Consider the following 26,237-nt stretch of genomic DNA (forward strand, 5'->3'; position numbering starts at 1 on the left):
CGATGAAATTTTTACACAATATGTTCGATCGTATGGAGCCGTCTTTCACCAAGGGTGGCAAACACGAAAAATACTATGCCATCTTTGAGATGTTTGATACGTTTTTGCGTCAACCAAGCTCAACGACATACGCATCATCACACGTACGCGACGGTATTGACCTGAAGCGTATTATGATTACCGTTTGGTTATGTACCTTCCCTGCTATGTTTTGGGGTATGTACAACATCGGTCATCAAGCATTAACTGCGATTGCAACGCTTGGCTTACAGCCTGACGGCTGGCGCACTGTTATCACCAGTATGGCAGGCTATAACCCAGACAGTATCTGGGCAAGCTTTGTCTACGGTGCCATGCAATTCTTACCCATTTATCTTGTGACTTTTGGCGTTGGTATTCTCTGTGAGATTATCTTTGCCGTCGTGCGCGGGCATGAAGTCAACGAAGGTTTCTTTGTCACCTCGGTACTGTTTGCACTCTGTTTACCACCAGATATTCCTTTATGGCAAGTTGCCTTAGGTATTATCTTTGGTGTGGTCGTGGCAAAAGAAGTCTTTGGCGGTACCGGTAAAAACTTCCTTAACCCTGCCCTATCAGGTCGTGCTTTCTTATACTTTGCTTATCCTGCTTATATGTCGGGCGACTCAGTATGGACAGCCGTTGATGGTTTCTCAGGTGCAACGCCCCTTGGTCTTGCCGCGCTTGGCGTCGTCCCACAAGATTTTGTCGATGTTTACGGCAATGCCATCACCTGGAGTGATGCATTCTTAGGCAACATGCAAGGCAGTATCGGTGAAGTATCGACCCTAGCTATCTTAATGGGTGCGGTCGTTTTACTTTGGACGCGCATTGCGTCATGGCGCATCATGGCAGGTTGTGTGGTTGGTCTAATTGCTACTTCGCTGGTCTTTAATATGGTCGGCTCTGAAGACAATATGATGATGAGCCTGCCTTTTTACTGGCACTTAGTCATCGGTGGTTTTGCCTTTGGTGCCGTGTTTATGGCAACTGACCCAGTATCTGCCGCGCATACCAATAAAGGGCGCTGGGCTTATGGTATTTTGATTGGTTTTATGACCGTATTGATTCGCGTCGTTAACCCCGCTTTCCCAGAAGGTATCATGCTTGCCATTCTATTCGCCAACTTATTTGCGCCACTATTTGACTATTTTGTGACGCAAGCAAATATCAAGCGTCAAACAGCACGGAGGGTTCGCTATGTCCAAGCCCAAAAGTAATAATGCAAAAACCATCAGTGTGGCGTTGACGCTATGCTTGGTGTGTTCTGTATTGGTCTCAGCCGCTGCTGTTGGTTTAAAGCCAGCGCAAGTTGAAAACGCGCGCTTAGACCGTAACAAAAACATTTTAGTGGCAGCCGGTATGTTTAACCCTGCTACTGATACCAATGAAGATGTGGCTGAGCGCTTTAAAGACTTTGAGGTTGAAATTATTGACCTAAATAAAGGCACTTACCTCGATGACGACGCGCTAAAAACCGCTGGTATCCCTGATCGTAATGCTTACGATGCCAGTCAAGCGACTAAGAATAAAGCCCTCAGTGAAGACTTAGGCAGTAATGATCCTGCCGGTATCGGTCGCAAGCCTAAATACGCCAAAGTTTATGTCAAAAATGATGACGCCGGTCAGCCTGAAATGGTGGTCTTACCGATTCAAGGTTATGGACTGTGGGGTACGATTTATGGTTTCTTGACGCTTGAAAGTGACATGAATACCATCAAAGGTATCAGTTTCTATGAGCATAAAGAAACCCCAGGTCTAGGCGCTCGTATTGAAGAACCAGAGTGGCGCGCTATGTGGAGCGGCATTCACTCTTATGACGAAAACGGTGCGGTAGCAACGGGTGTAACCAAAGCCGGTAATCCAAAAGAGAACTGGGTCGATGGTATCAGTGGCGCAACCTTAACTGGTCGCGGCGTCAGTAATATGATTCAGTTTTGGTTGGGTGAGCAAGGCTATAAGCCATACCTAGACCAACTGCGTAAAGAAAGCGGCAAAACACTGGCAGATAGTGAAGTAAAAACCAGTCAAAGCCCGTATAAAAAGCTGGGTCAAAGCCTAAATCAGCATCAGACTCACAAACAGACGCATCCCGTAACCGAACTGGTCGCAGTAGTACCAGCAGCACACGGCAAGGAGGCATAACATGGCTGATACAAAAAGTATTTTAACCTCGCCTATTTTTGATAATAACCCTATTGCGCTACAAATCTTAGGTATCTGTTCGGCACTGGCAGTGACCACGAGTGTGGCAAATGCGTTGGTGATGAGTGTGGCGTTGACCTTGGTCACCGCATTTTCAAGCTTTTTTATCTCTATTATTCGTAAGCAAATTCCAGCCAGTATTCGTATTATTGTACAGATGACGATTATTGCGTCATTGGTTATCGTAGTCGATCAGATCTTAAAAGCGGTCGCTTATGACGTTAGTAAAGGCTTGTCAGTATTCGTTGGTTTGATTATCACCAACTGTATCGTTATGGGTCGTGCTGAAGCCTTTGCAATGAGCAATCCGCCAGTACCGAGCTTTTTAGATGGTATTGGTAACGGTCTTGGGTATTCGGCGGTACTGCTATTTGTCGCCAGTATTCGTGAAATTTTAGGTGCAGGCAGTTGGTTTGGCATCACCCTTTTACAAACTGCGACCGATGGTGGCTGGTACGTACCAAACGGTCTACTGCTACTACCACCGTCAGCGTTCTTTATTATCGCCCTGTTTATCGTGATTATCCGTACATGGAAACCAGAACAGGTTGAAGAAGCTGAATTTGTAATGAAGCCGCAATCTAAAGGCATGGCACAAGGAGGCGGTCACTAATGGGACATTATGTCAGTTTATTTATAACCTCAGTCTTTATCGAGAATATGGCGCTGGCCTACTTCTTGGGCATGTGTACCTTTTTGGCAGTATCGAAAAAGGTATCAACCGCTATCGGTCTTGGGGTGGCTGTGGTTGTCGTCATGGCGATTACCGTACCGCTAAACAACCTACTGTTTCAGTTTATCCTCAAAGATGGTGCACTGGCATGGGCAGGTTTCCCTGATATCGACTTAAGCTTTTTGGGCCTACTCAGTTATATCGGTTTGATTGCCGCTGTGGTACAGATTCTAGAGATGTTCTTAGATAAGTTCGTCCCAAGTCTGTATAACGCCTTAGGGATATTCTTACCACTCATTACCGTAAACTGTGCCATTTTAGGTGGCGTGCTATTTATGGTTGAGCGTGACTATAACTTTGGTGAATCGATGGTATACGGCGTTGGCGCAGGCTTCGGTTGGGCATTGGCGATTACCGCATTGGCGGGTATCCGTGAAAAGCTAAAGTACTCAGACATTCCAGCACCGCTGCGTGGTCTTGGCATTACCTTTATCACGGTTGGTCTGATGTCACTTGGCTTTATGTCTTTCGGCGGTATGTCAATTTAAACCGCTATGCTTAAAAGCCTATTTAGCGATTTGACCTATTTAATTCATTTATTCGGTAGGGGTTCAGGAAAAACGCAATGACGTCTTTTCGCACCCCTACTCCATAGATTAAGGATACCTACCATGGATTACGCTACGGCGATTGGTGGCGTTGCTATGTTTACCTTGATCATCATGGGCCTCGTTGCCATTATTTTGGCGGCGCGCTCAAGACTGGTCAGTTCAGGCGATGTTACTATCCATATCAATGACAATCCCGATAATGACGTCGTGACAGCTGCAGGCGGTAAACTGCTACAAACACTGGCGAGCGAAGGTATTTTCTTATCTTCAGCCTGTGGTGGTGGTGGTACCTGTGCGCAGTGTCGTTGCCGCGTTATTGAAGGGGGCGGTTCTATTCTGCCCACCGAAGAAGGCTATTTTACCCAAGGTGAAATCCGTAACCACATGCGTCTTGCCTGTCAGGTTGCGGTTAAGCAAGACATGAAAATCGAGATTGACCCTGAGTTTTTTGATGTACAAAAGTGGGAATGTGAAGTTATCTCTAACGATAACGTTGCCACCTTTATTAAAGAATTGGTGCTTAAAATTCCAGAGGGCGAGGAAGTCAATTTCCGTGCCGGTGGCTATGTACAGTTAGAAGCGCCACCGCATGAAGTGCATTATAAAGACTTTGTGGTTGACGAAGAATACCGCGAAGACTGGGACAAATTTGGTATCTTCAACTATGTCTCAAAAGTTGATGAGCCAGTGATTCGTGCGTATTCGATGGCCAACTACCCTGAAGAAAAAGGCCTTATCAAGTTTAACATCCGTATAGCCAGTCCCCCACCACGTGGCCCTGACGGTATTCCACCCGGCAAAATGTCCTCTTGGGTATTTAGCCTAGTGCCTGGCGATAAAGTGACAGTTTCTGGTCCTTATGGTGAGTTCTTTGCCAAGAAGACTGATGCTGAAATGATTTTCGTTGGTGGTGGTGCGGGTATGGCGCCAATGCGTTCGCACATCTTCGATCAGCTCAAGCGTTTAAACACTGACCGTAAGATTAGCTTTTGGTACGGTGCACGCTCTATTCGTGAGATGTTCTACGTTGAAGATTATGACCAACTAGAAGAAGAGTTTGATAACTTTGAGTGGCATGTGGCTTTGTCTGACCCCTTACCAGAAGACAACTGGGAAGGTCCAACCGGCTTTATCCATAACGTGCTGCTTGAGAATTATCTCAAAGACCATCCAAACCCAGAAGACTGTGAATACTACATGTGTGGGCCACCGATGATGAATGCGGCGGTAATCGATATGTTACACAGCTTAGGCGTGGAAGATGAAAACATCATGCTTGATGATTTTGGTGGTTAAGCTGCTTGATTAAATGGAGTAATACAACCCTTTATTAAGCAAACACAATTAGCCCGATAATATATGATAAATTAAGAGTCTCAATGGAGGCTCTTTTTTTATGGGCTAAATAAATCAGATGATGTGACGAAAAACATCTTCGCAGCAGAAAGGATTCTTATGAAAACCAAAATTAAAGATTTAACCATTTGGATTACCGGCGCTTCTAGCGGTATCGGTGAAGCATTATCTATCGCCTTTGCCAAACGCGGTGCCACGATTATTTTAAGCGGGCGTGATAAAGAGAAATTAGAGACGGTTAAAAAACGCTGCAAAAATAGCAAAAAACATATCGTTATCCCCTTTGATATCGCCGATGCTAAGCAAGCAAAAGAAGCCTATGAAACGGTCAAAGCTAAAACTGAGAAAGTGGATTGGCTAATTAATAATGCCGGCGTCAGTCAACGCTCGCTTATTATGGAAACGACTGAGGACGTCGAACGGCAAATCATGGAGATAGATTACTTTGCGCAAACGCGGCTGACCAGACTGGTATTACCAGATATGATTGCGCAAGGTGGCGGCAAAATCGTAATGGTATCAAGTGTGGCGGGTTTACTCGGTACCCAATATCGCGGCGCTTATGGTGCTGCCAAAGCCGCCATCCATATGTGGGCAAACAGCCTGCGTGCAGAATTGCATGAGCAAGGTATAGAGGTAGCAACGATATTCCCAGGATTTATTCAAACCAATATCTCTATCAATGCGTTGACTGGTGATGGTAGCGTGCAGGGTACGATGGATGAGGCAACCAATAAAGGATTGACGGCGACAGCCTTTGCCAAACAGGTCGTCAAAGCGCTGACTAACGAAGAAGAGTATATTATCATTGCCGGTAATAAAGAAAAGCTCGCCACTATGGTCAATCGTTTATCACCGCCAAAGCTTTATAAGCTTATCCGTGAATCAAAAGTAACATAAACCTAGCAGGCTAAGCAGATATGTCTTAGGTCGATGATTGGCGTTATGGGTGACAAGGGGTGTAAAATAGGCAACGCTTAGCTTGCTTAGTTATTGACTACTTAGTTATTGACTAACTATTTTTGCTAGCTAATGCGCCCCACTCACCCCTTTGCTCTATCAAGCTGTGATGACTCCTATGACAAACTTAACCTCGCTTAGCGCTGCTAACCCATCAATGAAACCCGCCTTTCTGTCTGTGATTGCTATCGGCTCCGTACTTGCTCTTAGCGCTTGCCAGCAAAAGACTGATTATAACAATCTCAGCGGCGAGACCATGGGCACCAGCTACCATATCAGTTATCAATTGCCTAAAGGCGCTGATGAAGCTGCCATACAAGCCGCCATCGATAAGCGCCTGCAAGACATCAATGACAGCATGTCCACTTATCAAGCGGACTCTACCATTTCTAAATTCAACCAATTAGATAAAGATAGCCCTATTGCTATCGACGCCGATTTCAGCCATGTCTTAGAAGCGTCTAGGCAAGTCTATGAGCTATCGGGCGGCGCGTTTGATCCTACGGTGATGCCATTGATTGAAACCTGGGGTTTTGGCAGTACCATGACGGTTGAACGCTTACAAAGTCCACCGACGGCGCTTGAGATTGCACAAGCAAAAGCATTGGTCGACTTTAAAAGCGTGATACAAAAAGACCAAAGCATTTATAAAACCAAAGATGGCGTCGAGCTTGATTTTTCGGCGGTGGCTAAAGGCTATGGCGTTGACGTTATCGCCGATGTACTCAGAGATGACTATCAGATTCGCAATTATATGGTTGAGATTGGCGGTGAAGTCGCGACCTCTGGCGTCAGTGCTCAGCAGCAACCGTGGCAAATTGCGATTGACGCGCCCATCGAAGGCAGCACAGTAAGCGCACGCCAAACCATGGCAGTGATTCGTCAGCCTATTAATAATGGCACTACTATGTCGCTTGCAACCTCTGGCAATTATCGCAATTCCGTCGTTTTTGATGGTAAGCACTACAGTCATACTATCGACCCGACGACAGGCGAACCAATTGTGGGCGGTGCGCCCTCAGTAACCGTTGCTGCAGAAACAGTTGCGCTGGCTGATGCTTGGGCAACTGCCTTGACCGCGATGCCTTATGAAAAAGCGCTAGCAACCGCCAAAGAGCACAATATCGCTGCTTTATTTGTGATTTTGGCCAAAGACGTTTCAGCAGATACCGCTACCGACAGTATTGATGATTGGCAAGTGGTAGAAACTCCTGCGATGAAAACCCTGCGGGCTGATAAAAAGTCTTAATATCAAAAGCCTAGGCTTTAATGTAACTGCTAAGCACAAACGAGCAAGGCGAATTTTTGCTATACTATAAGCAAGTTATCGAATAGATGACTGTCCCATATTTTAAACGAGAGGTTCCCTCTATGCTTAACCAATTGCTTCCTATGCTTGCCATTACCTTTACCGTCTTCATGCTGTTTTTTATCTTCATGGGCATCGGTTATATGGTCAAGAAAAAGCCGCTTAGAGGCTCTTGCGGCGGTGTGGCGAAATTGATGGGCGACGAACACTGCTCATTTTGTGGTAATGACCCCAATAAATGCGATTCACTGGTCGCCGAGCAGCAAGAAATCGCGCTTAAAGCGGCCCAACTAGGTAAGTCTGTCTAAACGCCTTATTTGTTACCATACGATGGTAGCATTCACCTAACATCTGTTCCTATAATAGCGTCTAGTCCTTTGTAATTAATATTGCAAACTAACAGTGACTGACGCTATTTTTTTATGCGTTTAGCGTTTATAGATTAGCATTGGTATAGAACGCTTTTTATAAGCAAAAAATCAAAGCCATTATTCATATATTAAGTTTGCGCTGCTCGATAGAACAATCATTACATATGGCTTGCTTTCGGCAAGCGTTTTTATATTCTGAACTCTTACATTCTAATCTATTGTCTCAATCACCTTTTGGGTGACGTACTCTGGTGTTATTTTATAAGCGATGGTGCGCCTGCGCTTTTTAATGACGTGTCCTTTTTCTTATGCTGATAGTCGTGCTGCTATGTCTACCTCTCCTAATGTGCAAAATGATTTGCCGCTCCATTCTTCCGAGTCTCAGTCGGGCGCGCCGTCAAACTTTAAGCTGCCCTCTTCACGCTTCACGTTTTGGCTAGTGCTCTGTGCCATGATTTTATTGGCGACCAATATGCGCTCGCCGATTGTGGCGCTGGGTTCTATTGCGCCGGTGGTGCAAGGGGCGCTTAATATCTCCGAAACCCAAATTGGCTGGCTTGGCGCGGTGCCAATGTTGACTTTTGCGCTCGGGGCTTTTATTTCGCCAGCGATTGGCAAACGTTTCGGCCTTGAAAACACCTTGATTGCGATGATTGCCTTATTAACGGTAGGCATGATTATTCGTAGCGTCATTCCTACTTGGATTGGCTTTTTAGGTGGCACGTTATTGCTAACGTTAGCGATTGGTTTTGCAAATACCCTTGCCGCTCCTGTGATTAAGCAGCGCACACCAAATCATATTCCGTTGATTACGGGTTTGTTTAGTCTCACCATGACGGTGTCAGCAGGGATTGTCGCGGGCGTAGTCTTGCCATTATCCGAACAAGTTGGCTGGCAATGGGCACTTGGTGGTTGGTCAATTTTAGGCGTGTTTGCCTTAATTATTTGGGTGCTGCTACGACTGCGTTTGGGCTCGTCAAATCATCAGCCAGTTGTACCGCTTGCTGAAGGCGTAAAAGCCCCGTCCCCCATCTCCATGTGGCGCACGCCTCTTGCTTGGCAAATTGCGGTTTTCATGGGCTTACAGTCGCTGCTTTTTTATACCGTTGCCAGTTTTTTACCCTCGATTTGGCTCAGTAAAGGACTATCGGCAGTAAGCGCGGGGCAGATGAACTCGGTATTCCAGTTTATGGCGCCGGTAGCGATTTTAAGCTTAACTTGGCTGGTCAATCGTGGACGCCCTATTCAGGCGTTGGCGGTATTTGCTGCCGTCTTAAACGTGATTGGTATCTTAGGAGTCAGCTATTTATCAGCTGATTTAGCGTGGTTATGGTCGGCACTGATGGGTATTGGTTGTTCAGCGATTTTTACCTTAAGTATGATGCTATTTTCGATGCGTACTTATACCGCCAATCAATCAAGCGAGCTGTCGGGTATGGCGCAGGCGGTCGGTTATCTGATTGCATTTTTCGGTCCATTGGGCACAGGCTGGTTGCATGAAGCAACGGACAGTTGGGATTTGCCCTTATTAATCATGTTGGTCTTGATGGTGGTAAACGTGGGTTTTGCTTGGATGGTTAGCCGCCCGGTAATGGTCGATGGTAAGAAGGCTTAATTTTTGCCCTTTATACCGACTGACAGGCGCGCAATACCGTTAACTGTCGCGCCATATTGCTCATAAGCTTAGTTTGCTACACTGGTTTGATTGTAAATAGGACAGCAAAATCATGATAAATATCTCTTCTTATTTGGCTAAACGCTTACCTGCCTCTGTATCCAAACCTTTAATAATAGCGGCGGCATTAAGCGTTACCCTTGTAGTCAGCGGTTGTCAAAAAGAGCCTGACATTAATAAGGCTGACGATAGCACTCAAACCGTCACTACTCAAAGCACTAGCACCCAAACCAACGAAACCCAGAAAACTAAAACTACAACTGAGCAGCAAGCGCCATTAACGATATTGGCATTGGGTGATTCATTAACCGAAGGGCTTGGCGTCGATAATGATGCCAATTACCCCGCTCAGTTAGAAGCACGCCTAAAAGAGCTTGGCTATAAAGACGTCAAAGTGGTCAATTCAGGCTTAAGTGGTGAAACGAGTACGGGGCTTGTCAATCGATTGGATTGGGTATTGCAGACCAAACCTGATATCACCATTTTGACCGTTGGTGCCAATGATGCCATCCGTGGTATTGATGTGGCAACGGTCGAGGCCAATATTCGCACTGCTATTAAACGACTACAGGATAATGGAAGCGAAGTTATCTTAGGCGGTATGCAGATTTATGACAATCTTGGCTCTGACTACGTCGAGTCGTTTGCCGCGATATATCCAAGAGTGGCTAAAGATATGAATGTGACGCTGATTCCCTTCTTTTTAGATGGTGTGGGCGGCGACCCTAAATTAAACCAAGCCGATGCCATTCATCCAACCAAAGAGGGTTATACGATTATCGTTAATGATAATATTTTGCCAATCTTACAGCCTGAAATTGAAAAGCTAGAAGCAAAGCTAACATCAACAAGCACGCCTACTGAGACCACGCAATGACACCATTAGCTTCAGATTTAGATTCAACTACAACCATCACGCCCGCTTCGAAACCCTCAGCATTGCTGACTGCTTTAAAACTTAATAAAACCGTGCAAGTCGGTGAGCAAAAGCTATCTATCATCAAAGACGTAGATATATATGTTAATGCTGGCGAGTTTGTGGTCATCATGGGCAAATCTGGCTCAGGAAAATCCACGTTATTAGGACTATTAGCAGCGTTAGATTATCCTGATAGTGGTTCCGTTGAATTGGCAGGGCAAACTTTAAGCAGCCTTGATGAAGATGCGTTGGCGGTCATTCGCCAACGTGATATGGGTTTTGTCTTTCAATCTTTTCATCTATTACCGACATTGACGGTAGCAGAAAACATTGCCTTCCCGCTTGATATAGCTCGCCGTCCAAACAAAGCGCGGGTAAACGAGCTGATTGAAGCGGTTGATTTGGGACATAGGCGTGATAGCTTACCCAACCAGTTATCAGGTGGTGAGCAGCAGCGTACTGCTGTTGCCCGCGCGTTGGTTTCACAGCCGAAGATTGTCTTTGCCGATGAGCCAACAGGCAACTTAGATGAGCAAAATGCCAATCAAGTGATGCAGCTATTATTAGATTTACGCCAGCAAGTGGGCTCGGCACTGGTCGTCGTCACCCATGATGCCGCGCTTGCTGAGATGGCAGATCGTGTTATTACCATGCATGACGGGCGGATAATTTCTTGATGAATAACTTGAATAATAATAAGCAAACAGAGAAACATTCACCCATCGATGCTACTGCTACGACTGATACTAGCATGGCAAAAGAGTCAGATTATACTGGCGGTATCATGCGCCAGTTGTTTAGCCGTATTCTAGGTTTACAAGGATTGGGCGCGCAAGCCTTAAGTCGCAGTTGGTGGCAACGCTGGATCTATCCGCTATTATTTTTACTCACGCTAACGTTATCGCTTGCCACTTACTTGACCCTCGACTCCGTTCAGCAATCGGTCAATACCTATATCAATGACAATCAGCGCGCCCTCGTTGGCGGCGACTTAATATTAAACAGTAAGCAAGAATGGCCGAGTGAGGTATTAACGCAAGTAGAGACGGTCGCTGAGACGCAAATAGTATATGACTATCAGTTTAGCGCGATGGTGGTGACCGATGAGCAAACTTTGCTTGCCAGCGTCAAAGCCGTCTCTCCGGCTTATCCGTTATATGGGGAAGCCGAGCTTGCTTCAGGACAGCCTTTATGGCAGCAATTAAGCGCTGATAATGTCGTCGTCGCGCCCGAAGTACTGAACAGCTTAAACGCCAGTGTCGGTGACCAAATCACCATTGGTGATGCTGATTTTACCATTAGTGATGTGCTAACCAAAGAACCTGACCGTCCGTTAACCGCCTTTGGTTTTGGCGGGCGGGTTTTGATGCATCAAGATGCGCTCGCAGCAACAAATTTACTGGGTCAGCGTAGCCGCATTAATTACCGTATTGAACTGGCTGGCGAGCCTGAATTAATGGCCGTGCAGCGTGATAAACTTACACAAATACTAAGCAATTATCCAGATATTGAGCTTTCTGATGCAGAATCAGCAGATACCTCTGTCTCGCGTATTTCTGATAATGTATTGATGTTTTTAAAGCTACTCGTCATTGCCGTGCTCTTGTTATCTGCGGTAGCGATGTATGGCGTCATTACGGCTTTTGTGACCAAGCAGCAGTCTAGTAACGCCATTCGCTTAGCATTGGGTGAACCGCTCAAGTCGCTGAAACGCAGCTACTATCAGCTTTTGATTGTTACCACTATCATCGCCTGTATTGCCGCAGTTATCGTCAGTTTTGGCTTACTTAAAGTCGGTCAGCCGTATCTGATTGCTATCTTGCCTGCTGATGTTGGTTTAGCTATCAATCCTATCAGCGCCATTAAAACCATTGTTATTGCTTTAGTGCTGACCTTGCTGATCGCTCAGCGTGGTTTAAGCACACTAAGTACGACCAAGCCTGCTACTTTACTCAATCAAGGAGTAAGCACAAACTCGCAAAATATGCCTTGGTATCAACGCTTGCCATTATTATGGTATGGGTTGATGCTAATCGGGCTTTATGCGTTTTTTGCTTATGAAGTCAATTCTCTGATACTAGGTGCGCAGCTCTTGATAGGCTTGACTGCCTTCGTAGCGATATTTTGGCTATTGGCGCGCGGTTGGTTATGGCTACTGACTAATTTTGCCAAACATTCTAATATCAGCTGGATGCAGCGTATTGCTATCCATAACCTTGCCCGTAAAGGCAATCAGTCAGCATTATTTTTTGTCACTTTATCGCTGTCAGTGGCGGTCTTAACTTTGATTACCACGCTTAATCATAGTATTAATGCGCAGTTTATTAATGCTTACCCTGAAGATGCGCCCAATTTATTTTTACTCGATATTCAAAGTGACCAGCATGATGAGATTAATAACATCATTGCTGCACCTGTTAGCTATTATCCTGTCATTCGTGCGCGTGTCGTCACGGCTAATGATGTACCCGTACAAGATATCGAACCTGCGGACGGCTTTGATGACCCTGCGCGTGTTTTTAATTTAAGCTACGCAGATACGGTGATGGATACTGAATTTATTACTGATTCGCTAGCAAAAGATTCGCTTTATGCCCCTATTAAGACTGCAGATAATGCCTCAGCACAAGCCGTTGCGCCGTTATCGATTTTGGATACAGCTGCCAGCTTGCTAAATGTCGGCATGGGTGATCAGATTCACTTTAATATCCAAGGGATTGAGATCGTTGGGCAAATTACCAGTATTCGCTCGCGCTATGAAAAAGGACCCAGTCCCTATTTTTACTTCTTATTTGAGCCTAAGGTGCTAGCAGCTGCCCCGCAAATCCAATTTGCCACTGCCCACGTCGCAGCGGAAGAAATTCCAAAGCTCCAAGGTCAGCTAGTACGAGAGTTTCCTGCGGTAACGACCATTGACGGTACGGCAATCGCGCAGCAAGTCCAAGAGTTGGTCGTGCAAATGAGCCGCTTGGTTTATGTTTTCACCTTACTGGCATTGCTGACGGGTATTATGGTTTTGATTAGCTCGCTACTCTCCACCTCACAAGATCGCATGGCGGATAGTGCTTCATTTAGGCTGCTCGGTATGCAAAAACGCGACTTATATATGCTAAATATATTAGAGCTTGGCATACTTGGCATTAGTGCCGCCTTATTCGCGGTTATTATCGCTAATATCGGGGCGTGGGCTGCTATTACCCAATGGTTTAACCTGCGCTTTAGTGTGCCATGGGCAAGCTTAGGTATCGGCGGTGTGGCGTTAATTGCGTTGTTGTTCGCTATCGCTATTATTTATGTGCGCTTAGTGATTGGGCGCGGGATTATGGCTAGAGTACGGGCGATGATATAACAGTTGATATTGTCAATGTCAGTCAGTCTTAATATTCCAGCTCGTTTAAAACTGACTATTTGTTATACTAATGCCCATCTCAATGTTCATATACAGCTCTCATAAACCACTCAGAAAAGTACGGTAACCTTATGAAATTCTCAAAGTTCGGTCAAAAATTTACCCAGCCTACTGGCATCTCGCAATTGATGGATGATTTGGGCGATGCGCTAAAAAGCGATCAGCCTATTAATATGCTGGGCGGTGGTAATCCCGCCAAGATTGATGCCGTCAATGAGCTATTTTTAGAGACTTATAAAGCGCTTGGCAATGATAATGATACGGGTGAGGCTAATAGTAGCGCTATTATTAGCATGGCAAACTACTCCAATCCGCAAGGTGATGCGGGCTTTATCGATGCGTTAGTCGGCTTCTTTAATCGTCACTATGATTGGAATTTGACGGCAGAAAATATCGCTCTGACCAATGGCTCGCAGAATGCTTTTTTCTATTTGTTTAACTTATTTGGTGGAGCGTTCCTTGATGAAAAAAACGAATCTGTCGATAAATCAATCCTACTGCCATTAACGCCTGAATATATTGGCTATAGTGATGTTCATGTCGAAGGTCAGCATTTCGCAGCCGTATTACCGCATATTGATGAAGTAACCCATGATGGCGAGGAAGGTTTCTTTAAATATCGCGTCGATTTTGAAGCGTTAGAGAATTTACCCGCTTTAAAAGAAGGTCGTATCGGTGCGATTTGCTGTTCGCGTCCGACCAATCCAACGGGTAATGTATTGACCGATGAAGAAATGGCGCATTTAGCTGAGATTGCCAAACGTTATGATATTCCTCTCATCATCGATAACGCCTACGGTATGCCCTTCCCTAATATCATCTATTCAGATGCGCATTTAAACTGGGATAACAATACGATCCTTTGTTTTAGCCTGTCTAAAATTGGTCTGCCCGGTATGCGTACGGGTATTGTCGTTGCCGACGCGAAAGTCATCGAAGCGGTCAGCGCGATGAATGCGGTGGTGAATCTAGCGCCGACACGCTTTGGCGCAGCGATTGCGACGCCATTGGTGAACGATGACCGTATCAAGCAGTTAGCTGATAATGAGATTAAACCTTTTTATCAAAAGCAAGCCACATTAGCGGTAAAGCTTTTAAAAGAAGCGTTGGGTGATTATCCGTTAATGATTCATAAGCCTGAGGGCGCGATTTTCTTATGGTTATGGTTTAAAGATTTGCCGATTAGCACGCTTGATCTGTACGAGCGTTTGAAAGAAAAAGGTACGATTATCGTTCCAAGTGAGTACTTCTTCCCTGGTGTCGATGTCAGCGATTATCAGCATGCTCACGAATGTATCCGCATGAGTATCGCCGCTGATGAGCAAACGCTGATTGATGGTATTCGAGTGATTGGTGAAGTGGTTCGCGAGCTTTATGATGAAAGATAGGTTGGCTTGATAATATGACTTTGCGTGAGGCTTCTATGCGTTACGAATTTGAAAATATGAAAATTAGTAGAGAAAAAAGATACTCGCTAGGTAAAGAAACCACTACCAATAAATATTACTTATCTTTTCCAGTTAGTCCGCCAAATCAGAGGTATGTTGAGTTTGAAGAATATTATGAAATCTCTTCTGAACAGCTTGATGAGTTTTTAGAAAATGAAGATTTATTAATAGAATTTTTGGATAAATGTAGAAGAAGAAAAATGGATCATTTATTTCTCTTTTATCCTATAGCTCCTATTCGAGGTTATCCAAATTAGATTACCTTCTTGAAGCAAAAAACGGACTTATGAATAGTCCGTTTTTTTCTGTCGTTTAATCATAGGTTTGACGGTGTTGATTGACTGAAATGTCTTTGTCCATACAGTAAAGCCATAGATTATATAAGACAGCATACAGGTATTAACAATATCATGGATACTGGCCTTTATTTCTGCAGCTTGTAACCCTGCGAGTCCTAGCTCGGTAATCGTCTGGCGATTGTCTAAATATTCACCCAATAAGGCGATGGCTGTCACCATAATCAAAGCAATAAATGCTCTAATACTGTATTTTTTAAAAATTGGACGTAGCAAGATTAAACTTAATAGGTAGACGCCAATGCCCACATACATATGTAAGGCATCTTTGTCTAATCCTGTGGCATCCACGACGCCGTTTTTAAAGAGATAAAAATCCACGATTTTATTCCGTGTATAAGAGATAAAAAACAACTGAGTATAAATGAAAAACAACTAATTATATATTGAGAATAAAAAAGGTAGATTAAACATTTGCTAACCTACCTTCCTGTTTAATCGAAGCTGTTTAATCAAAACTGTCCAATTAAACATGTAATACATGCTTTTTAGATATTCCAATCTACAAAATTCTTTAACAGCTGCAAGCCCGCGGTGTGGCTTTTTTCTGGATGGAATTGGGTCGCAAACAAATTGTCTTGCAAAATACTGGCACAAAACGGCTGACCGTAGTCACAAACGGCAGCCACTTGCGAGCTGTCGGCTGGCGCGCAGTAATAGCTGTGGACAAAGTAAAAATGCGCATTATCTTCGATACCATTCCACAACGGATGGGCAAAATCCATACCGTTAATAGTATTCCAGCCCATGTGCGGCACTTTAATGGTCGCACCTTGCTCATCTTTCCAAGTAGGGTCAAACGCTTCTACGCTGCCATCTAAGATGCCCAAGCATTTTGTACCACCATTCTCAGCGGACTGCTCGAACAACGCCTGCATACCGACGCAGATGGCCATGACGGGCTTATTAAATATCGCCTGACGTATGACCTCATCAATACCGGCCTCGTGCATGCCAGCGATACAGTCGCGCATGGCACCGACACCCGGGAAGAGAATCTTATCAGCCGCCGCGACGACTTTTGGGTCATTGGTAATAACGACTTCCGCGCCTACCGCTGACAATGCTTTGCTGGCCGAGTGCAAATTACCCATGCCATAATCTAATAGTGCTATTTTCATAAGTGCGTCTTTAGTATCATATTAAAATAGGAAGATGATGCATTAATGGTAAGTTGGTAACTAATCCTGATTCGCTCATCTATGCAAAAGATTGTAATCGCTCGTAGAGCTCTCTTGTACTTAAGACAGTTGCAAACTCTTTATTTAAACTGGCTAATGCAGTCTGGTGCATAAGCTCTGCATCGAACTTTTCACCATTAACGCCTACTCTATCGAAAGTAGCCGTAGCATCTGATATGAGATAAGTTTCATATCCATAATTACCAGCCATACGTGTCGTTGTCGATATGCAATGATTGGTAGTCAGTCCAATAATGACAAGGGTAGAAATCTTTTGCTCGTCTAGTTGCTGCTTTAAATCTGTACCGATAAATGCGCTATTCACATGCTTTGTTATCACTGTCTCATGCGTTTTTGGCATTGCACATTGATGGAAAGCAAAACCAGCATGAGTTGGGTGTAGTCTGGAATTTGGTTCTAATGAGCTGTGACGTATATGAAAAATAGGGAGTCTATAATCTCGCCATTTTTGTAGAATTTCACCGCAAATTTTTTCTGCTGATTTGTTATTGCGATTCCCTCCCCAATAAGCTTCATCTTCGAACCCTTGCTGAACATCAATAACTAACAACGCTGGGTTCTTATATTTCAAATTCATCACAGGTCTCAATTTAACTTTAATTCGTTAGGAAAAGTCAACTTACTATTAAAAAGCCTCTTTGGTCGACGGCAAAGTATTAAGCGCCCGCTCATCATATTCGCAAGCCATGCGTAGCGCACGAGCAAAAGCTTTAAAGGTTGATTCGATTTGGTGATGGCTGTTTTTGCCTTTAAGATTGTCTAAATGCACCGTCATCCATGAGTGATTGACAAAGCCGTAGAAGAATTCGCTGAACAAATCGACATCGAAGTTACCGACGTGCGAGCGGGTAAAAGGAATGTCCATATGCAAACCAGGACGGCCTGATAAATCAACCACTGCACGGGTAAGCGCTTCATCGAGTGGCGCATAAAAATGCCCATAACGACGGATGCCTTTTTTATCGCCCAATGCTTTGTTGAATGCTTGCCCAAGCGTGATACCCGTATCTTCAACACTGTGGTGATCATCGATAAAGGTGTCGCCGGTACATTTAATATCTAAGTCAAACAAACCGTGACGTTTGATTTGATCAATCATATGATCCAAAAACGGCACACCAGTATCGACAGTGCCTTGACCCGTTCCATCAAGATTGACGGTACAAGTCACTTGCGTTTCAGCAGTATTACGCTCAACGGTAGCGGTACGAGCTGGGCGACCATGTAAATTTAGATTGGTAGATTCGTTTTGCTCAGTTGCATTGGCTGTATTGGCTGTATTGGTTGTCGTCGTAGAATTGGCAGTCATGGCTACTCTCTATAAATGAAAAGCGGTCAATAAAATAGGGCGAAAAAGCGCCCAAAGCATTCTTACTAGCGTCTAAAATAAATAATAAAACAATGAATAAAACAATGAATAAAAAATATAAAAAACTAAGCTAAAAGTGGAGTCAATGTTTATGCAAAAGGCTTATTCAAATTTTTACTAAAAATACTTATTCAAAAAGCCGAAATATTAGGTTTTTTGCGTATAAACCATTGTCTATCCTCATCATAGCAAACCCTAGCATTTACTGCCACGACCAAGCAGTAATCCACGCACAAAATCGCCCTATTCTGCTAAAATAGTGCGTTCAGTATTATCAATCATAAGCCGCGCCGACTCTACAATGCTACACTCGATGCCACGCTGTATCACCTTATAGCAACCGATTATTTATAGGAACTGATTATGCCTTTAGAAGCCATCGCCATCAACAGCTTAGATGCACCACTCATTAAAAAACCTGCGCGTGAAAACGAACTATCCGAGCGCTTGCATGCCTTATATGACAGCGATCATAACCAGCCAAGTGGCGCAGAAGTATTAAATCTCGTTGAGCAAGGTTTTAAGCGCGGTCAAACCCTGTATGTCGGCATGTTTAATGACAAGCCTATCGCCGCGGTTGCTTGCTTTGATGATGGACAAACCGATGCAAAACGCTTGCAATATCTCACGGTACACAGCCAAAATCGAGGTCGCGCCATCGATGCTAAGTTTATCAAACTGGTCTACGATGCCGAAGTGAAAAAAGGCGTGCGTGAGTTTGTTCCAGTCGATGCCGATATTCATCTTATCATGAGCGAGTATGAGCTCCTGCGCGTTAAGGATTAAATACGAGGTTAAAACCTTATATTTGGCTGATATTCGATTATTTATGCGCTTTTTTCGCTTATTATGCAAAAAGCGCTTGACAGTAACGCCTATATTTAGTTTAATAGCGCCTCAACGAAGACGGCTCGATAGCTCAGTCGGTAGAGCAACGGATTGAAAATCCGTGTGTCGGCAGTTCGAACCTGCCTCGAGCCACCATTCGTTTAAGCATTCTAAAAAGCCCCAAACATTAAATGTTTGGGGCTTTTTTATGCTTAAAATTTAATAAAAATTACAGGGACAGCTATCTACTACACCTGATAATCGCACTAATAGATAACATTTTTAGGCTGTTTTTGAAGTGTAACTTCTCTCTATACTAAAGCGATTAATGCAACGCTAGAGGTAAAAACCATGAGAGAGTTTGATTATGATTTGGATTATAAAAACCTAGACTTGCGCGCGCAGCCCGAGCTGTACCGTGTCGGTCGCGGTGAGCAAGGCGTATTATTGGTAGAGCCTTACAAGTCCGAAATATTGCCACATTGGCGCTTTGCTACGCCTGATATTGCGCTTGAGAGTAGCGAGATTATTTATCAGATGTTTTTAGATTATCTGGCTGCCGATGACTTTGTTGGTGCGGATATGGCGCGCAAATTTATTCAAATGGGCTATACCCGCGCCCGTCGCTATGCCAATCATAAAGGCGGTAAGAAATACAAAGGACCAGTGCCTGATGATAAAAAAGGTCAGAGCGGCGCGCATGGGCGCGAAGAGCTACCACGGCAAACTGAAGACCCTATCAAAGCAGAGTCAGCGCGTATTTTCAAGCAAACTTGGGATAAATGTCGTGAAAACAAAGACTATTTAAAGATGAAAGACGAACATCGTCAGCGCTATAAAGAGGTTAAATAATCGAGCGAACATAAGCTTTGAATGCGTTTAGATAGCTTCTTATGCTATGGTTAAAACATGAATTTAAGAAACAGACGTGATAACCCGAAAGGCGAGGAATAATGAATAAGCAACTTTTAATTTTTGACTTCGACGGCACTTTAATCAATAGCGTGCCAGATTTGGCTGATGCTACTAACACTATGCTAACCACCCTTGGTAAAGAAACCTACTCTCTCGACACCATACGCAACTGGGTCGGCAATGGCTCAAGAATGCTGGTCGAGCGCGCATTGGTAGGTAAGATAGAAGTCTTAGAAGGTGAGTTAACAAAAGCAGAAGCTGATCACGCTGAGCAAGTATTTTTTGACGCTTATAATAATATTAGTGGTAGCAAAACCGTCGCCTACCCAGATGTAGATAGCGGACTAAAAAAGCTCAAAGCAGCAGGCTATACATTGGCATTAGTGACCAATAAGCCTATTCGTTTTGTCCCTAAGATATTGCAGTCTTTTGGTTGGCAAAATCTATTTTCCGAAGTACTGGGCGGAGATAGTCTATCCGTTAAAAAACCAGACCCCGCACCGTTATTGCATGTGTGTGAGGCGTTAAATGTCACTCCAGATCAAGCGGTTATGATTGGTGATTCAAGAAACGATATATTAGCCGGACAAAACGCCAATATGGATACGCTTGGGCTATCTTATGGTTATAACTATGGGCAAGATATTCGTGAGCTCAACCCTACCGCAGCGTTTGATGACTTTGCGGCATTAGTTAAATACCTTTTAAAAGATTAGTGCGTACTTAGAATAGTTAAAAAAATAACAAGACAACCTTTTACCTTACAAACTTGCAAACTTGCAAACTTGCAAACTTGCAAACTGTGATTAGCCTTTAATTAGCTTAACCTTTAACAAGCCAATAAACCGTACGCTATTGGAGCAAGAGAATGATTAAAAAAGATGACACCAACAGAAAGTACTCCGCTATTTTGGTCGATGGCATTCAAAAAGCACCTGCGCGTTCTATGTTGCGTGCGGTTGGTTTTACCGATGAAGATTTTAAGCGCCCACAAGTGGGAATTGCCTCGACTTGGAGCCAAGTGACGCCTTGTAATATTCATATTAACGGCTTAGCGGAGGAAGTGGCTAAAGGCGTTTATCTTGCCTATGCCAAACCTATTATTTTTAATACCATTACCATCTCTGACGGTATCGCTAACGGTTACCAAGGTATGAAATACTCCTTGGTATCGCGTGAAGTGATTGCGGACTCCATTGAAACCGTCTCAGGCTGCCAAGGCCACGATGCGATCATTGCTATCGGTGGCTGCGATAAAAACATGCCGGGTTGCCTGATGGCCATGGCGCGCTTAAACCGTCCTTCGCTATTCATTTATGGCGGTACCATTCAGCCAGGTAAAAACCACACGGACATCGTGTCTGTATTCGAAGCCGTCGGTGCCAATGCCCGTGGCGATATGACCGAGGAAGAAGTATTAGAAATTGAAAGAACAGCCATTCCTGGTCCGGGTTCTTGTGGCGGCATGTATACCGCCAATACCATGGCATCAGCGATTGAAGCCTTGGGCATGAGCTTACCGGGCAGCTCTGCTCAAGAAGCTATCTCCCCTGAAAAACGTGAAGACTGCCGAAAAGCAGGTGAAGCGATCCAATGGTTAATCGACAACGACATTAAGCCTAGCGACATTATGACGCGCAAGGCCTTTGAAAACGCTATTACAATAGTGATTGTTTTGGGTGGTTCTACCAACGCTGTACTACATTTACTAGCCATGGCCGATGCGATTGACGTAGAGCTAAATATTGATGACTTTACCGAAATTGGTAAACGCGTACCGGTACTGGCCGACTTACGCCCATCAGGTAAATACTTAATGTCAGAGCTCATTAAAATTGGTGGTATTGCCCCATTAATGAAGCGTTTACTGGCAAAAGGTTTACTACACGGCGACTGCTTAACCGTTAGCGGTAAAACCATTGCTGAAAATTTAGCTAACGTAAAAGACTACCCAGCAGACCAAGACATTATCAGACCTTTTGATAAACCCATTAAAGCCGACAGCCACTTACGTATCTTACGCGGCAACATTGCACCGACTGGTTCGGTGGCAAAAATCAGTGGTCAAGAAGGTACTCTGTTTACGGGTAAAGCGCGTGTATTTAACTCCGAAGAAGACTCCATGAGCGCTATTTTAGATGGCACGGTGGTGGCGGGTGACGTGGTTGTTATTCGTTACGAAGGCCCTAAAGGTGGCCCCGGCATGCGTGAAATGCTGTCACCTACCTCTGCCATCATGGGTCGTGGTTTGGGTAATGATGTCGCGTTAATTACCGATGGTCGCTTCTCTGGTGGTAGTCATGGTTTTGTCGTAGGGCACATCACCCCTGAAGCCATGGTTGGTGGCCCGATTGCTATCATTGAAAACGGCGACACCATTACCATTGATGCCGATAACAATGAAATAAACCTAAATGTCAGCGAAGAAGACATTCAAAAGCGTTTAAGTGCATGGAAAGCACCAGAGCCAAACGTAAAACGTGGTGTACTGGCTAAATATGCCAAAACCGTTGGTAGTGCATCGGAAGGCGCCATTACCGATAAGTATTAATCACTATTAAAAATACCTTGGGCAAAGGAATGCCTGAGGTGTTTTTCTGCTGTTAAATTTCCTACCTAAAGCCGCCTCCCGCAAAGTATTAATAATTCACATCCATTTTCTCGTTCAACTGAACGTATTGATTTAAATGATAATAGCAATGTTACTAGGCTATTTTTACTTAAAAATAAATCACTTACTACGATAGCTCAATGCTTCAGACACATGGGCGCTAGTGATATCGGTACTGTCAGCCAAATCAGCAATGGTTCGAGCCACGCGCAATACCCGATGATAACCACGAGCAGATAAATTCAAACGTTGCTGAGCCAGCTGCAATAACTGCTGCTCGCCCTCTCCTAACTGAATATATTGATCAATCTCGCTAGGACTTAGCTCATTATTAACTTTTTTCTGCCTTATTAATTGACGATTATGTGCCGCAGATACTCGAGTACGTACCTGCTCAGAGGTTTCACCTGCCTGAGCATTTTGTAAATCAGCTATTGGCAGTGCTGGCACGGTAATGTGCAAATCAATGCGATCTAGTAGCGGTCCCGATAGCTTGTCCTGATAACGCTTGATTTGCTCGGGACGACAGCGGCATCGTCCTGAACCATCGCCATCATAACCACAAGGGCATGGGTTCATAGCAGCGACCAATTGAAAGTTTGCTGGAAATGTCATCTGCGAGTTGGCACGGCTAATGGTGATTTGTTTTGCCTCTAATGGCTGACGCAAGACCTCTAATACGCTACGGTCAAATTCAGGTAGCTCGTCTAAAAATAAAACGCCTTTGTTGGCAAGCGTAATCTCGCCAGGTTTGGGGCGAGAACCACCACCGACCAATGCCACCGCAGATATAGTATGATGGACTTGGCGAAATGGACGCGTACCGTAACCATAGTCGCTATCTGCCACCGAATAGGTACTAGCAACTTCTAATGCATCCTCATCACTCAAATCTGGCAAGATAGTTGGTAGCCGTGATGCCATCAAAGTCTTGCCGGAACCGGGTGGCCCGGTAAATAATAGCGAATGACCACCTGCAGCGGCTATCTCTAACGCTCGCCTAGCATGATGCTGACCTTTCACATCCGCCAAATCCACCTGATAACCAATATGCTGCTGCGCTGGACTGGCCGCGACTATCTCTAACCTTTCAAAGGTTGCGCTTGAGTCAGCTAACGACTGCAGATGACCACAAACCGCTTTTAGGCTTTGAGCGCCTAATATCTCGACGCCATCGACACGGCTGGCTTCCACACCATTATCAATCGGTACTATTAATTGACGTAATTGCCGTAACTGGTGCGGCGCTTGTTCATCATCTGTTGCAGGCTTTGCTACTAGCGACTCTGCTTTTATCGCGCGAGCGACTGCCAAGCTGCCGCTCACTTGCCTCAGCTCCCCATTTAGTGCAAGCTCGCCGATAAACTCAAACCCTGACAATACTTCTGGTTCAAGTTGCCCGCTAGCGGCTAAAATACCGATGGCAATAGGCAAATCTAATCTTGCGCCATCTTTTGGCAAGTCTGCTTGTGCTAGATTAATCGTCAAGCGCCGATTAGGGAACTGAAATCCCGAATTCAAAATCGCTGAGCGCACCCTATCTTTACTTTCGCGTACGGCAGCAGCAGGCAAACCGACAATGGTCAGCGCTGGCAAGCCTTGTGATAAATGCACCTCGATAATGACTTGCGGGGTATGCAGTCCGACGACTGAGCGCGTATAGACTTGGGCAAACGACATGAGCGTTTCCTAATATAGAGATTCATCGATAATAGAGTATTATTAATCAGCGCGCAAATGTCGTGTTTTATTTTTTATTAATGAACTTAAGAAATGTTTGAGCACCAGCGAAATCTCCCAACAAACTGTTGGTGAAGGGATTAAATTAAGAGAATAATCCTAGGGCATGTCCTCAATTCAATCGATGGACATCTAAATGGGCTAAAAATGGCTAAATTTTGCCAAACTTCGTCAAATAGCTGGGTAATATCCCGATATTAACTGCGCTATTTTCCTTGTTTGGCTGCAGTTTATCTCATTTCTATCACCATTTTTAGAATGAGGACATGCCCTAGCCAAATTATTAAGTTTAATAAAAAAGACTTTAGGTTAATCCTGAAGTCTTTTTTTATTCCAGATAACAATACAACTTTATGGGTATATACGAAAACTTGCCGTCCATGCCACTATAACCAATGATTTGTTATACTGCTTATTACCTATTTAGCGTTAATACTTAGCATCAGTATTTAACAGGACCATTTAGCCTGCTTAATGAGTCATATATCTTGTCTTAACGCAACTCAGAGCAACCTAATTTCTAGCAAAAATGTATTTAGAAAACCCACTTCGCAAAGCAATTTTTCGACTCAAAAAGCCATGCGCTCATCACGTAAATAATGGCGATTTATACCGTCAAACCGAGGAATCTCGCATGTCAGAACCAACCGATATCAATAGCGCCCAAAAACCTTTCACCCATGCCAGCGAACAGCCGACCACAGTGCGCCCTGTGACGCAGCCGGACAATCCGTATGCCAGTACGCGCGGCAGCATTACCAGTAAGCAATTACCGGCATTTGATGAAGATATTATCAATAAATATAATCGCTCGGGGCCGCGCTATACCTCCTACCCTACTGCTTTAGAGTTCTCACCGATGCCAGAAGGACTTGAGACCAAAATTCTGCAAGAGCGTGAAGCCCATGCGCCCTTATCGCTGTATTTCCATATTCCGTTTTGTCGTCACCTTTGCTATTACTGTGCTTGTAATAAAATTATTACCAAAAAAAATAGCGACGCCGGTGATTATTTAGAATATTTAATGGCAGAAATTAAGCACAAACGTAGCTTATTAAAAACACCTGCCGACGGTAAAAAACCACTGGTCAAACAGCTGCATTTCGGTGGGGGTACGCCAACCTTTTTACAAGATAATGAGTTGATACAACTTTGGGAATTTTTACAGACCCAGTTTGAATTTCTGCCAGAAGACCAAGGCGATTACTCTATTGAAATCGACCCGCGCGAGTTGGGTGACGAGACATTAACAGTACTGCGCAACTTGGGTTTTAACCGCGTGAGTTTGGGCGTGCAAGACTTAGATGAAAAAGTACAAATCGCGGTCAACCGTATCAACTCTGCCGAACTTATTGAAAATGTGCTTGCTGAAGCGCGTAGATTGGGCTTCCATTCTACCAACGTCGATCTGATTTACGGTTTACCGCATCAAACGCCAACGACCTTAGATAAAACAGTACGCCGCATTATCGAGATGGCACCCGACCGCTTATCGGTCTTTAATTATGCCCATCTGCCTGAACGCTTTAAATCTCAACGCCAAATCAAAGAGGCAGATTTACCGACGCCAGCTGCCAAGCTTACCATGCTCGGTAATACCATCAATACCTTGAGCGAAGCCGGTTATCAATATATCGGTATCGACCATTTTGCCAAACCTGATGATGAGCTTGCTATCGCCCAGCGCGAAGGTAAATTACATCGCAATTTTCAGGGTTATACTATCATGGGCGATTGCGATTTATTGGGCTTTGGGGTGTCGTCTATCAGTCAAATCTCTAATGCCAATAGCAGCTATATCCTACAAAATCATACTGATTTGCAGGTATATAAAGAAAATATCGATGCGGAGCGTGATAATCCAGCGATCATGCCAGCGGTCAATGTCATTAAAACCTCGATTAAAGATCGCTTACGTGAATACGTGATTATGAATTTATTGTGTCACGACTATATCGACTTTAGAGACGTCAATCAGAAATTTGGTATCGATGCTATCACCTACTTTATTGATGAAATTCAGCAACTGGGTCAAATGCAAGACGACCGCCTGATTGATATGGATGCTGCTGGTATTCGCGTCCTGCCAAAAGGTCGACTATTAGGTCGTAATGTCGCCATGGTGTTTGATGAGTATCTTGAGAAAAAACATAAAAATCGCTTCTCTAAGGTTATTTAAGACTTTTTAATCCATTATTGTTAATAAAAAAAGACTTCGCACGAGCGAGGTCTTTTTTATATTTTGCAATCAATGCGACTTTT

General features: G+C 44.3%; 24 protein-coding genes and 1 tRNA gene. 20 read left to right on the top strand and 5 right to left on the bottom strand.

Going from position 1 to position 26,237, the window contains the following annotated elements:
* The first annotated feature begins 2 nt into the window (after nt 1-2).
* From JMW39_RS06575 to JMW39_RS06640, 14 genes are all read left to right on the top strand, one after another.
* Nucleotides 3-1,238 carry an NADH:ubiquinone reductase (Na(+)-transporting) subunit B gene (locus JMW39_RS06575; protein ID WP_149490230.1) on the top strand — a complete coding sequence of 412 codons (1,236 nt, stop codon included), beginning with the start codon at nt 3-5 and terminating at the stop codon, nt 1,236-1,238.
* The gene (locus tag JMW39_RS06580) at nt 1,219-2,163 is read left to right on the top strand and encodes a Na(+)-translocating NADH-quinone reductase subunit C (protein WP_149490231.1); all 945 of its coding nucleotides are present in this window, start codon (nt 1,219-1,221) and stop codon (nt 2,161-2,163) included. Before JMW39_RS06575 ends, JMW39_RS06580 begins: the two co-directional genes overlap by 20 nt.
* Before the next feature lies 1 nt (nt 2,164).
* Nucleotides 2,165-2,836: an NADH:ubiquinone reductase (Na(+)-transporting) subunit D gene (locus JMW39_RS06585; protein ID WP_149490232.1), complete on the top strand. Its 672-nt coding sequence runs from the start codon at nt 2,165-2,167 to the stop codon at nt 2,834-2,836.
* On the top strand, nt 2,836-3,444 hold the full coding sequence (gene nqrE / locus JMW39_RS06590; protein ID WP_149490233.1) for an NADH:ubiquinone reductase (Na(+)-transporting) subunit E: 609 nt from the start codon (nt 2,836-2,838) through the stop codon (nt 3,442-3,444). Before JMW39_RS06585 ends, nqrE begins: the two co-directional genes overlap by 1 nt.
* Nucleotides 3,445-3,567: 123 nt before the next feature.
* Nucleotides 3,568-4,803 (top strand): NADH:ubiquinone reductase (Na(+)-transporting) subunit F, encoded by a 1,236-nt coding sequence (gene nqrF / locus JMW39_RS06595; RefSeq protein ID WP_201545007.1) that lies wholly within the window; start codon nt 3,568-3,570, stop codon nt 4,801-4,803.
* A 159-nt stretch (nt 4,804-4,962) separates the two neighbouring features.
* Nucleotides 4,963-5,763 (top strand): SDR family NAD(P)-dependent oxidoreductase, encoded by an 801-nt coding sequence (locus tag JMW39_RS06600; protein WP_201545009.1) that lies wholly within the window; start codon nt 4,963-4,965, stop codon nt 5,761-5,763.
* A gap of 178 nt (nt 5,764-5,941) precedes the next feature.
* A complete protein-coding gene (locus tag JMW39_RS06605; RefSeq protein ID WP_201545010.1) occupies nt 5,942-7,072 on the top strand; it encodes an FAD:protein FMN transferase in 1,131 nt (376 codons plus the stop codon).
* 122 nt (nt 7,073-7,194) lie between these two features.
* A complete protein-coding gene (nqrM, locus tag JMW39_RS06610; RefSeq protein WP_201545011.1) occupies nt 7,195-7,440 on the top strand; it encodes a (Na+)-NQR maturation NqrM in 246 nt (81 codons plus the stop codon).
* A 352-nt stretch (nt 7,441-7,792) separates the two neighbouring features.
* Nucleotides 7,793-9,118, top strand: coding sequence for a CynX/NimT family MFS transporter (locus JMW39_RS06615; RefSeq protein WP_201545012.1), 1,326 nt, complete (start codon nt 7,793-7,795; stop codon nt 9,116-9,118).
* 112 nt (nt 9,119-9,230) lie between these two features.
* Nucleotides 9,231-10,055: an arylesterase gene (locus tag JMW39_RS06620; protein WP_201545013.1), complete on the top strand. Its 825-nt coding sequence runs from the start codon at nt 9,231-9,233 to the stop codon at nt 10,053-10,055.
* Complete coding sequence (locus JMW39_RS06625; RefSeq protein ID WP_201545014.1) at nt 10,052-10,774, top strand: ABC transporter ATP-binding protein; 723 nt, start codon at nt 10,052-10,054, stop codon at nt 10,772-10,774. Before JMW39_RS06620 ends, JMW39_RS06625 begins: the two co-directional genes overlap by 4 nt.
* Complete coding sequence (locus tag JMW39_RS06630) at nt 10,774-13,446, top strand: ABC transporter permease (RefSeq protein WP_413786219.1); 2,673 nt, start codon at nt 10,774-10,776, stop codon at nt 13,444-13,446. The genes JMW39_RS06625 and JMW39_RS06630 overlap by 1 nt, the downstream gene beginning before the upstream one ends.
* A 131-nt stretch (nt 13,447-13,577) precedes the next feature.
* Nucleotides 13,578-14,894: a valine--pyruvate transaminase gene (locus JMW39_RS06635; RefSeq protein ID WP_201545016.1), complete on the top strand. Its 1,317-nt coding sequence runs from the start codon at nt 13,578-13,580 to the stop codon at nt 14,892-14,894.
* Between the two features lie 14 nt (nt 14,895-14,908).
* Nucleotides 14,909-15,211: a hypothetical protein gene (locus tag JMW39_RS06640; RefSeq protein ID WP_227679441.1), complete on the top strand. Its 303-nt coding sequence runs from the start codon at nt 14,909-14,911 to the stop codon at nt 15,209-15,211.
* Between the two features lie 27 nt (nt 15,212-15,238).
* Here JMW39_RS06640 and JMW39_RS06645 read toward each other — a convergent pair whose 3' ends face one another.
* The 4 genes from JMW39_RS06645 to hisB all read right to left on the bottom strand — a co-directional run bounded on the left by JMW39_RS06645 (nt 15,239) and on the right by hisB (nt 17,821).
* Nucleotides 15,239-15,631, bottom strand: a complete 393-nt coding sequence (locus JMW39_RS06645) for a hypothetical protein (protein WP_201545018.1) — start codon at nt 15,629-15,631, stop codon at nt 15,239-15,241.
* Nucleotides 15,632-15,798: 167 nt separating this feature from the next.
* Nucleotides 15,799-16,431: an imidazole glycerol phosphate synthase subunit HisH gene (hisH, locus tag JMW39_RS06650; RefSeq protein ID WP_201545020.1), complete on the bottom strand. Its 633-nt coding sequence runs from the start codon at nt 16,429-16,431 to the stop codon at nt 15,799-15,801.
* A gap of 79 nt (nt 16,432-16,510) precedes the next feature.
* Nucleotides 16,511-17,089, bottom strand: coding sequence for a cysteine hydrolase family protein (locus tag JMW39_RS06655; RefSeq protein ID WP_227679442.1), 579 nt, complete (start codon nt 17,087-17,089; stop codon nt 16,511-16,513).
* A gap of 48 nt (nt 17,090-17,137) precedes the next feature.
* Nucleotides 17,138-17,821, bottom strand: a complete 684-nt coding sequence (gene hisB / locus JMW39_RS06660) for an imidazoleglycerol-phosphate dehydratase HisB (RefSeq protein ID WP_201545022.1) — start codon at nt 17,819-17,821, stop codon at nt 17,138-17,140.
* Between the two features lie 423 nt (nt 17,822-18,244).
* Between hisB and JMW39_RS06665 the strand changes: the two genes are divergently transcribed.
* The 5 genes from JMW39_RS06665 to ilvD all read left to right on the top strand — a co-directional run bounded on the left by JMW39_RS06665 (nt 18,245) and on the right by ilvD (nt 22,175).
* Nucleotides 18,245-18,667, top strand: a complete 423-nt coding sequence (locus tag JMW39_RS06665) for a hypothetical protein (RefSeq protein ID WP_201545024.1) — start codon at nt 18,245-18,247, stop codon at nt 18,665-18,667.
* A 122-nt stretch (nt 18,668-18,789) separates the two neighbouring features.
* Nucleotides 18,790-18,865 (top strand) — tRNA-Phe (locus JMW39_RS06670).
* Between the two features lie 195 nt (nt 18,866-19,060).
* The gene (locus tag JMW39_RS06675) at nt 19,061-19,561 is read left to right on the top strand and encodes a DUF4385 domain-containing protein (protein WP_201545026.1); all 501 of its coding nucleotides are present in this window, start codon (nt 19,061-19,063) and stop codon (nt 19,559-19,561) included.
* A gap of 101 nt (nt 19,562-19,662) precedes the next feature.
* Nucleotides 19,663-20,340, top strand: a complete 678-nt coding sequence (locus tag JMW39_RS06680; protein WP_201545027.1) for a phosphoglycolate phosphatase — start codon at nt 19,663-19,665, stop codon at nt 20,338-20,340.
* A 152-nt stretch (nt 20,341-20,492) separates the two neighbouring features.
* Nucleotides 20,493-22,175, top strand: coding sequence for a dihydroxy-acid dehydratase (gene ilvD, locus JMW39_RS06685; protein ID WP_201545029.1), 1,683 nt, complete (start codon nt 20,493-20,495; stop codon nt 22,173-22,175).
* A gap of 180 nt (nt 22,176-22,355) precedes the next feature.
* Here ilvD and JMW39_RS06690 read toward each other — a convergent pair whose 3' ends face one another.
* Nucleotides 22,356-23,915, bottom strand: a complete 1,560-nt coding sequence (locus tag JMW39_RS06690) for a YifB family Mg chelatase-like AAA ATPase (RefSeq protein WP_201545031.1) — start codon at nt 23,913-23,915, stop codon at nt 22,356-22,358.
* A 694-nt stretch (nt 23,916-24,609) separates the two neighbouring features.
* Here JMW39_RS06690 and hemN point away from each other — a divergent pair.
* A complete protein-coding gene (gene hemN, locus JMW39_RS06695; protein ID WP_227679443.1) occupies nt 24,610-26,154 on the top strand; it encodes an oxygen-independent coproporphyrinogen III oxidase in 1,545 nt (514 codons plus the stop codon).
* Nucleotides 26,155-26,237 lie beyond the last annotated feature (83 nt).

This window comes from Psychrobacter immobilis (genome assembly GCF_904846175.1).
In the GTDB taxonomy this organism is placed as follows: Bacteria; Pseudomonadota; Gammaproteobacteria; order Pseudomonadales; family Moraxellaceae; genus Psychrobacter; species Psychrobacter immobilis_E.

What these genes read in the sequence shown, in the direction of transcription:
- JMW39_RS06575 (WP_149490230.1), top strand. Translation starts at nt 3, where the DNA reads ATGAAATTTTTACACAATATGTTCGATCGTATGGAGCCGTCTTTCACC.
- JMW39_RS06580 (WP_149490231.1), top strand. Translation starts at nt 1,219, where the DNA reads ATGTCCAAGCCCAAAAGTAATAATGCAAAAACCATCAGTGTGGCGTTG.
- JMW39_RS06585 (WP_149490232.1), top strand. Translation starts at nt 2,165, where the DNA reads ATGGCTGATACAAAAAGTATTTTAACCTCGCCTATTTTTGATAATAAC.
- nqrE (WP_149490233.1), top strand. Translation starts at nt 2,836, where the DNA reads ATGGGACATTATGTCAGTTTATTTATAACCTCAGTCTTTATCGAGAAT.
- nqrF (WP_201545007.1), top strand. Translation starts at nt 3,568, where the DNA reads ATGGATTACGCTACGGCGATTGGTGGCGTTGCTATGTTTACCTTGATC.
- JMW39_RS06600 (WP_201545009.1), top strand. Translation starts at nt 4,963, where the DNA reads ATGAAAACCAAAATTAAAGATTTAACCATTTGGATTACCGGCGCTTCT.
- JMW39_RS06605 (WP_201545010.1), top strand. Translation starts at nt 5,942, where the DNA reads ATGACAAACTTAACCTCGCTTAGCGCTGCTAACCCATCAATGAAACCC.
- nqrM (WP_201545011.1), top strand. Translation starts at nt 7,195, where the DNA reads ATGCTTAACCAATTGCTTCCTATGCTTGCCATTACCTTTACCGTCTTC.
- JMW39_RS06615 (WP_201545012.1), top strand. Translation starts at nt 7,793, where the DNA reads ATGACGTGTCCTTTTTCTTATGCTGATAGTCGTGCTGCTATGTCTACC.
- JMW39_RS06620 (WP_201545013.1), top strand. Translation starts at nt 9,231, where the DNA reads ATGATAAATATCTCTTCTTATTTGGCTAAACGCTTACCTGCCTCTGTA.
- JMW39_RS06625 (WP_201545014.1), top strand. Translation starts at nt 10,052, where the DNA reads ATGACACCATTAGCTTCAGATTTAGATTCAACTACAACCATCACGCCC.
- JMW39_RS06630 (WP_413786219.1), top strand. Translation starts at nt 10,774, where the DNA reads ATGAATAACTTGAATAATAATAAGCAAACAGAGAAACATTCACCCATC.
- JMW39_RS06635 (WP_201545016.1), top strand. Translation starts at nt 13,578, where the DNA reads ATGAAATTCTCAAAGTTCGGTCAAAAATTTACCCAGCCTACTGGCATC.
- JMW39_RS06640 (WP_227679441.1), top strand. Translation starts at nt 14,909, where the DNA reads ATGACTTTGCGTGAGGCTTCTATGCGTTACGAATTTGAAAATATGAAA.
- hisH (WP_201545020.1), bottom strand. Translation starts at nt 16,431, where the DNA reads ATGAAAATAGCACTATTAGATTATGGCATGGGTAATTTGCACTCGGCC.
- JMW39_RS06655 (WP_227679442.1), bottom strand. Translation starts at nt 17,089, where the DNA reads ATGAATTTGAAATATAAGAACCCAGCGTTGTTAGTTATTGATGTTCAG.
- hisB (WP_201545022.1), bottom strand. Translation starts at nt 17,821, where the DNA reads ATGACTGCCAATTCTACGACGACAACCAATACAGCCAATACAGCCAAT.
- JMW39_RS06665 (WP_201545024.1), top strand. Translation starts at nt 18,245, where the DNA reads ATGCCTTTAGAAGCCATCGCCATCAACAGCTTAGATGCACCACTCATT.
- JMW39_RS06675 (WP_201545026.1), top strand. Translation starts at nt 19,061, where the DNA reads ATGAGAGAGTTTGATTATGATTTGGATTATAAAAACCTAGACTTGCGC.
- JMW39_RS06680 (WP_201545027.1), top strand. Translation starts at nt 19,663, where the DNA reads ATGAATAAGCAACTTTTAATTTTTGACTTCGACGGCACTTTAATCAAT.
- ilvD (WP_201545029.1), top strand. Translation starts at nt 20,493, where the DNA reads ATGATTAAAAAAGATGACACCAACAGAAAGTACTCCGCTATTTTGGTC.
- JMW39_RS06690 (WP_201545031.1), bottom strand. Translation starts at nt 23,915, where the DNA reads ATGTCGTTTGCCCAAGTCTATACGCGCTCAGTCGTCGGACTGCATACC.
- hemN (WP_227679443.1), top strand. Translation starts at nt 24,610, where the DNA reads ATGTCAGAACCAACCGATATCAATAGCGCCCAAAAACCTTTCACCCAT.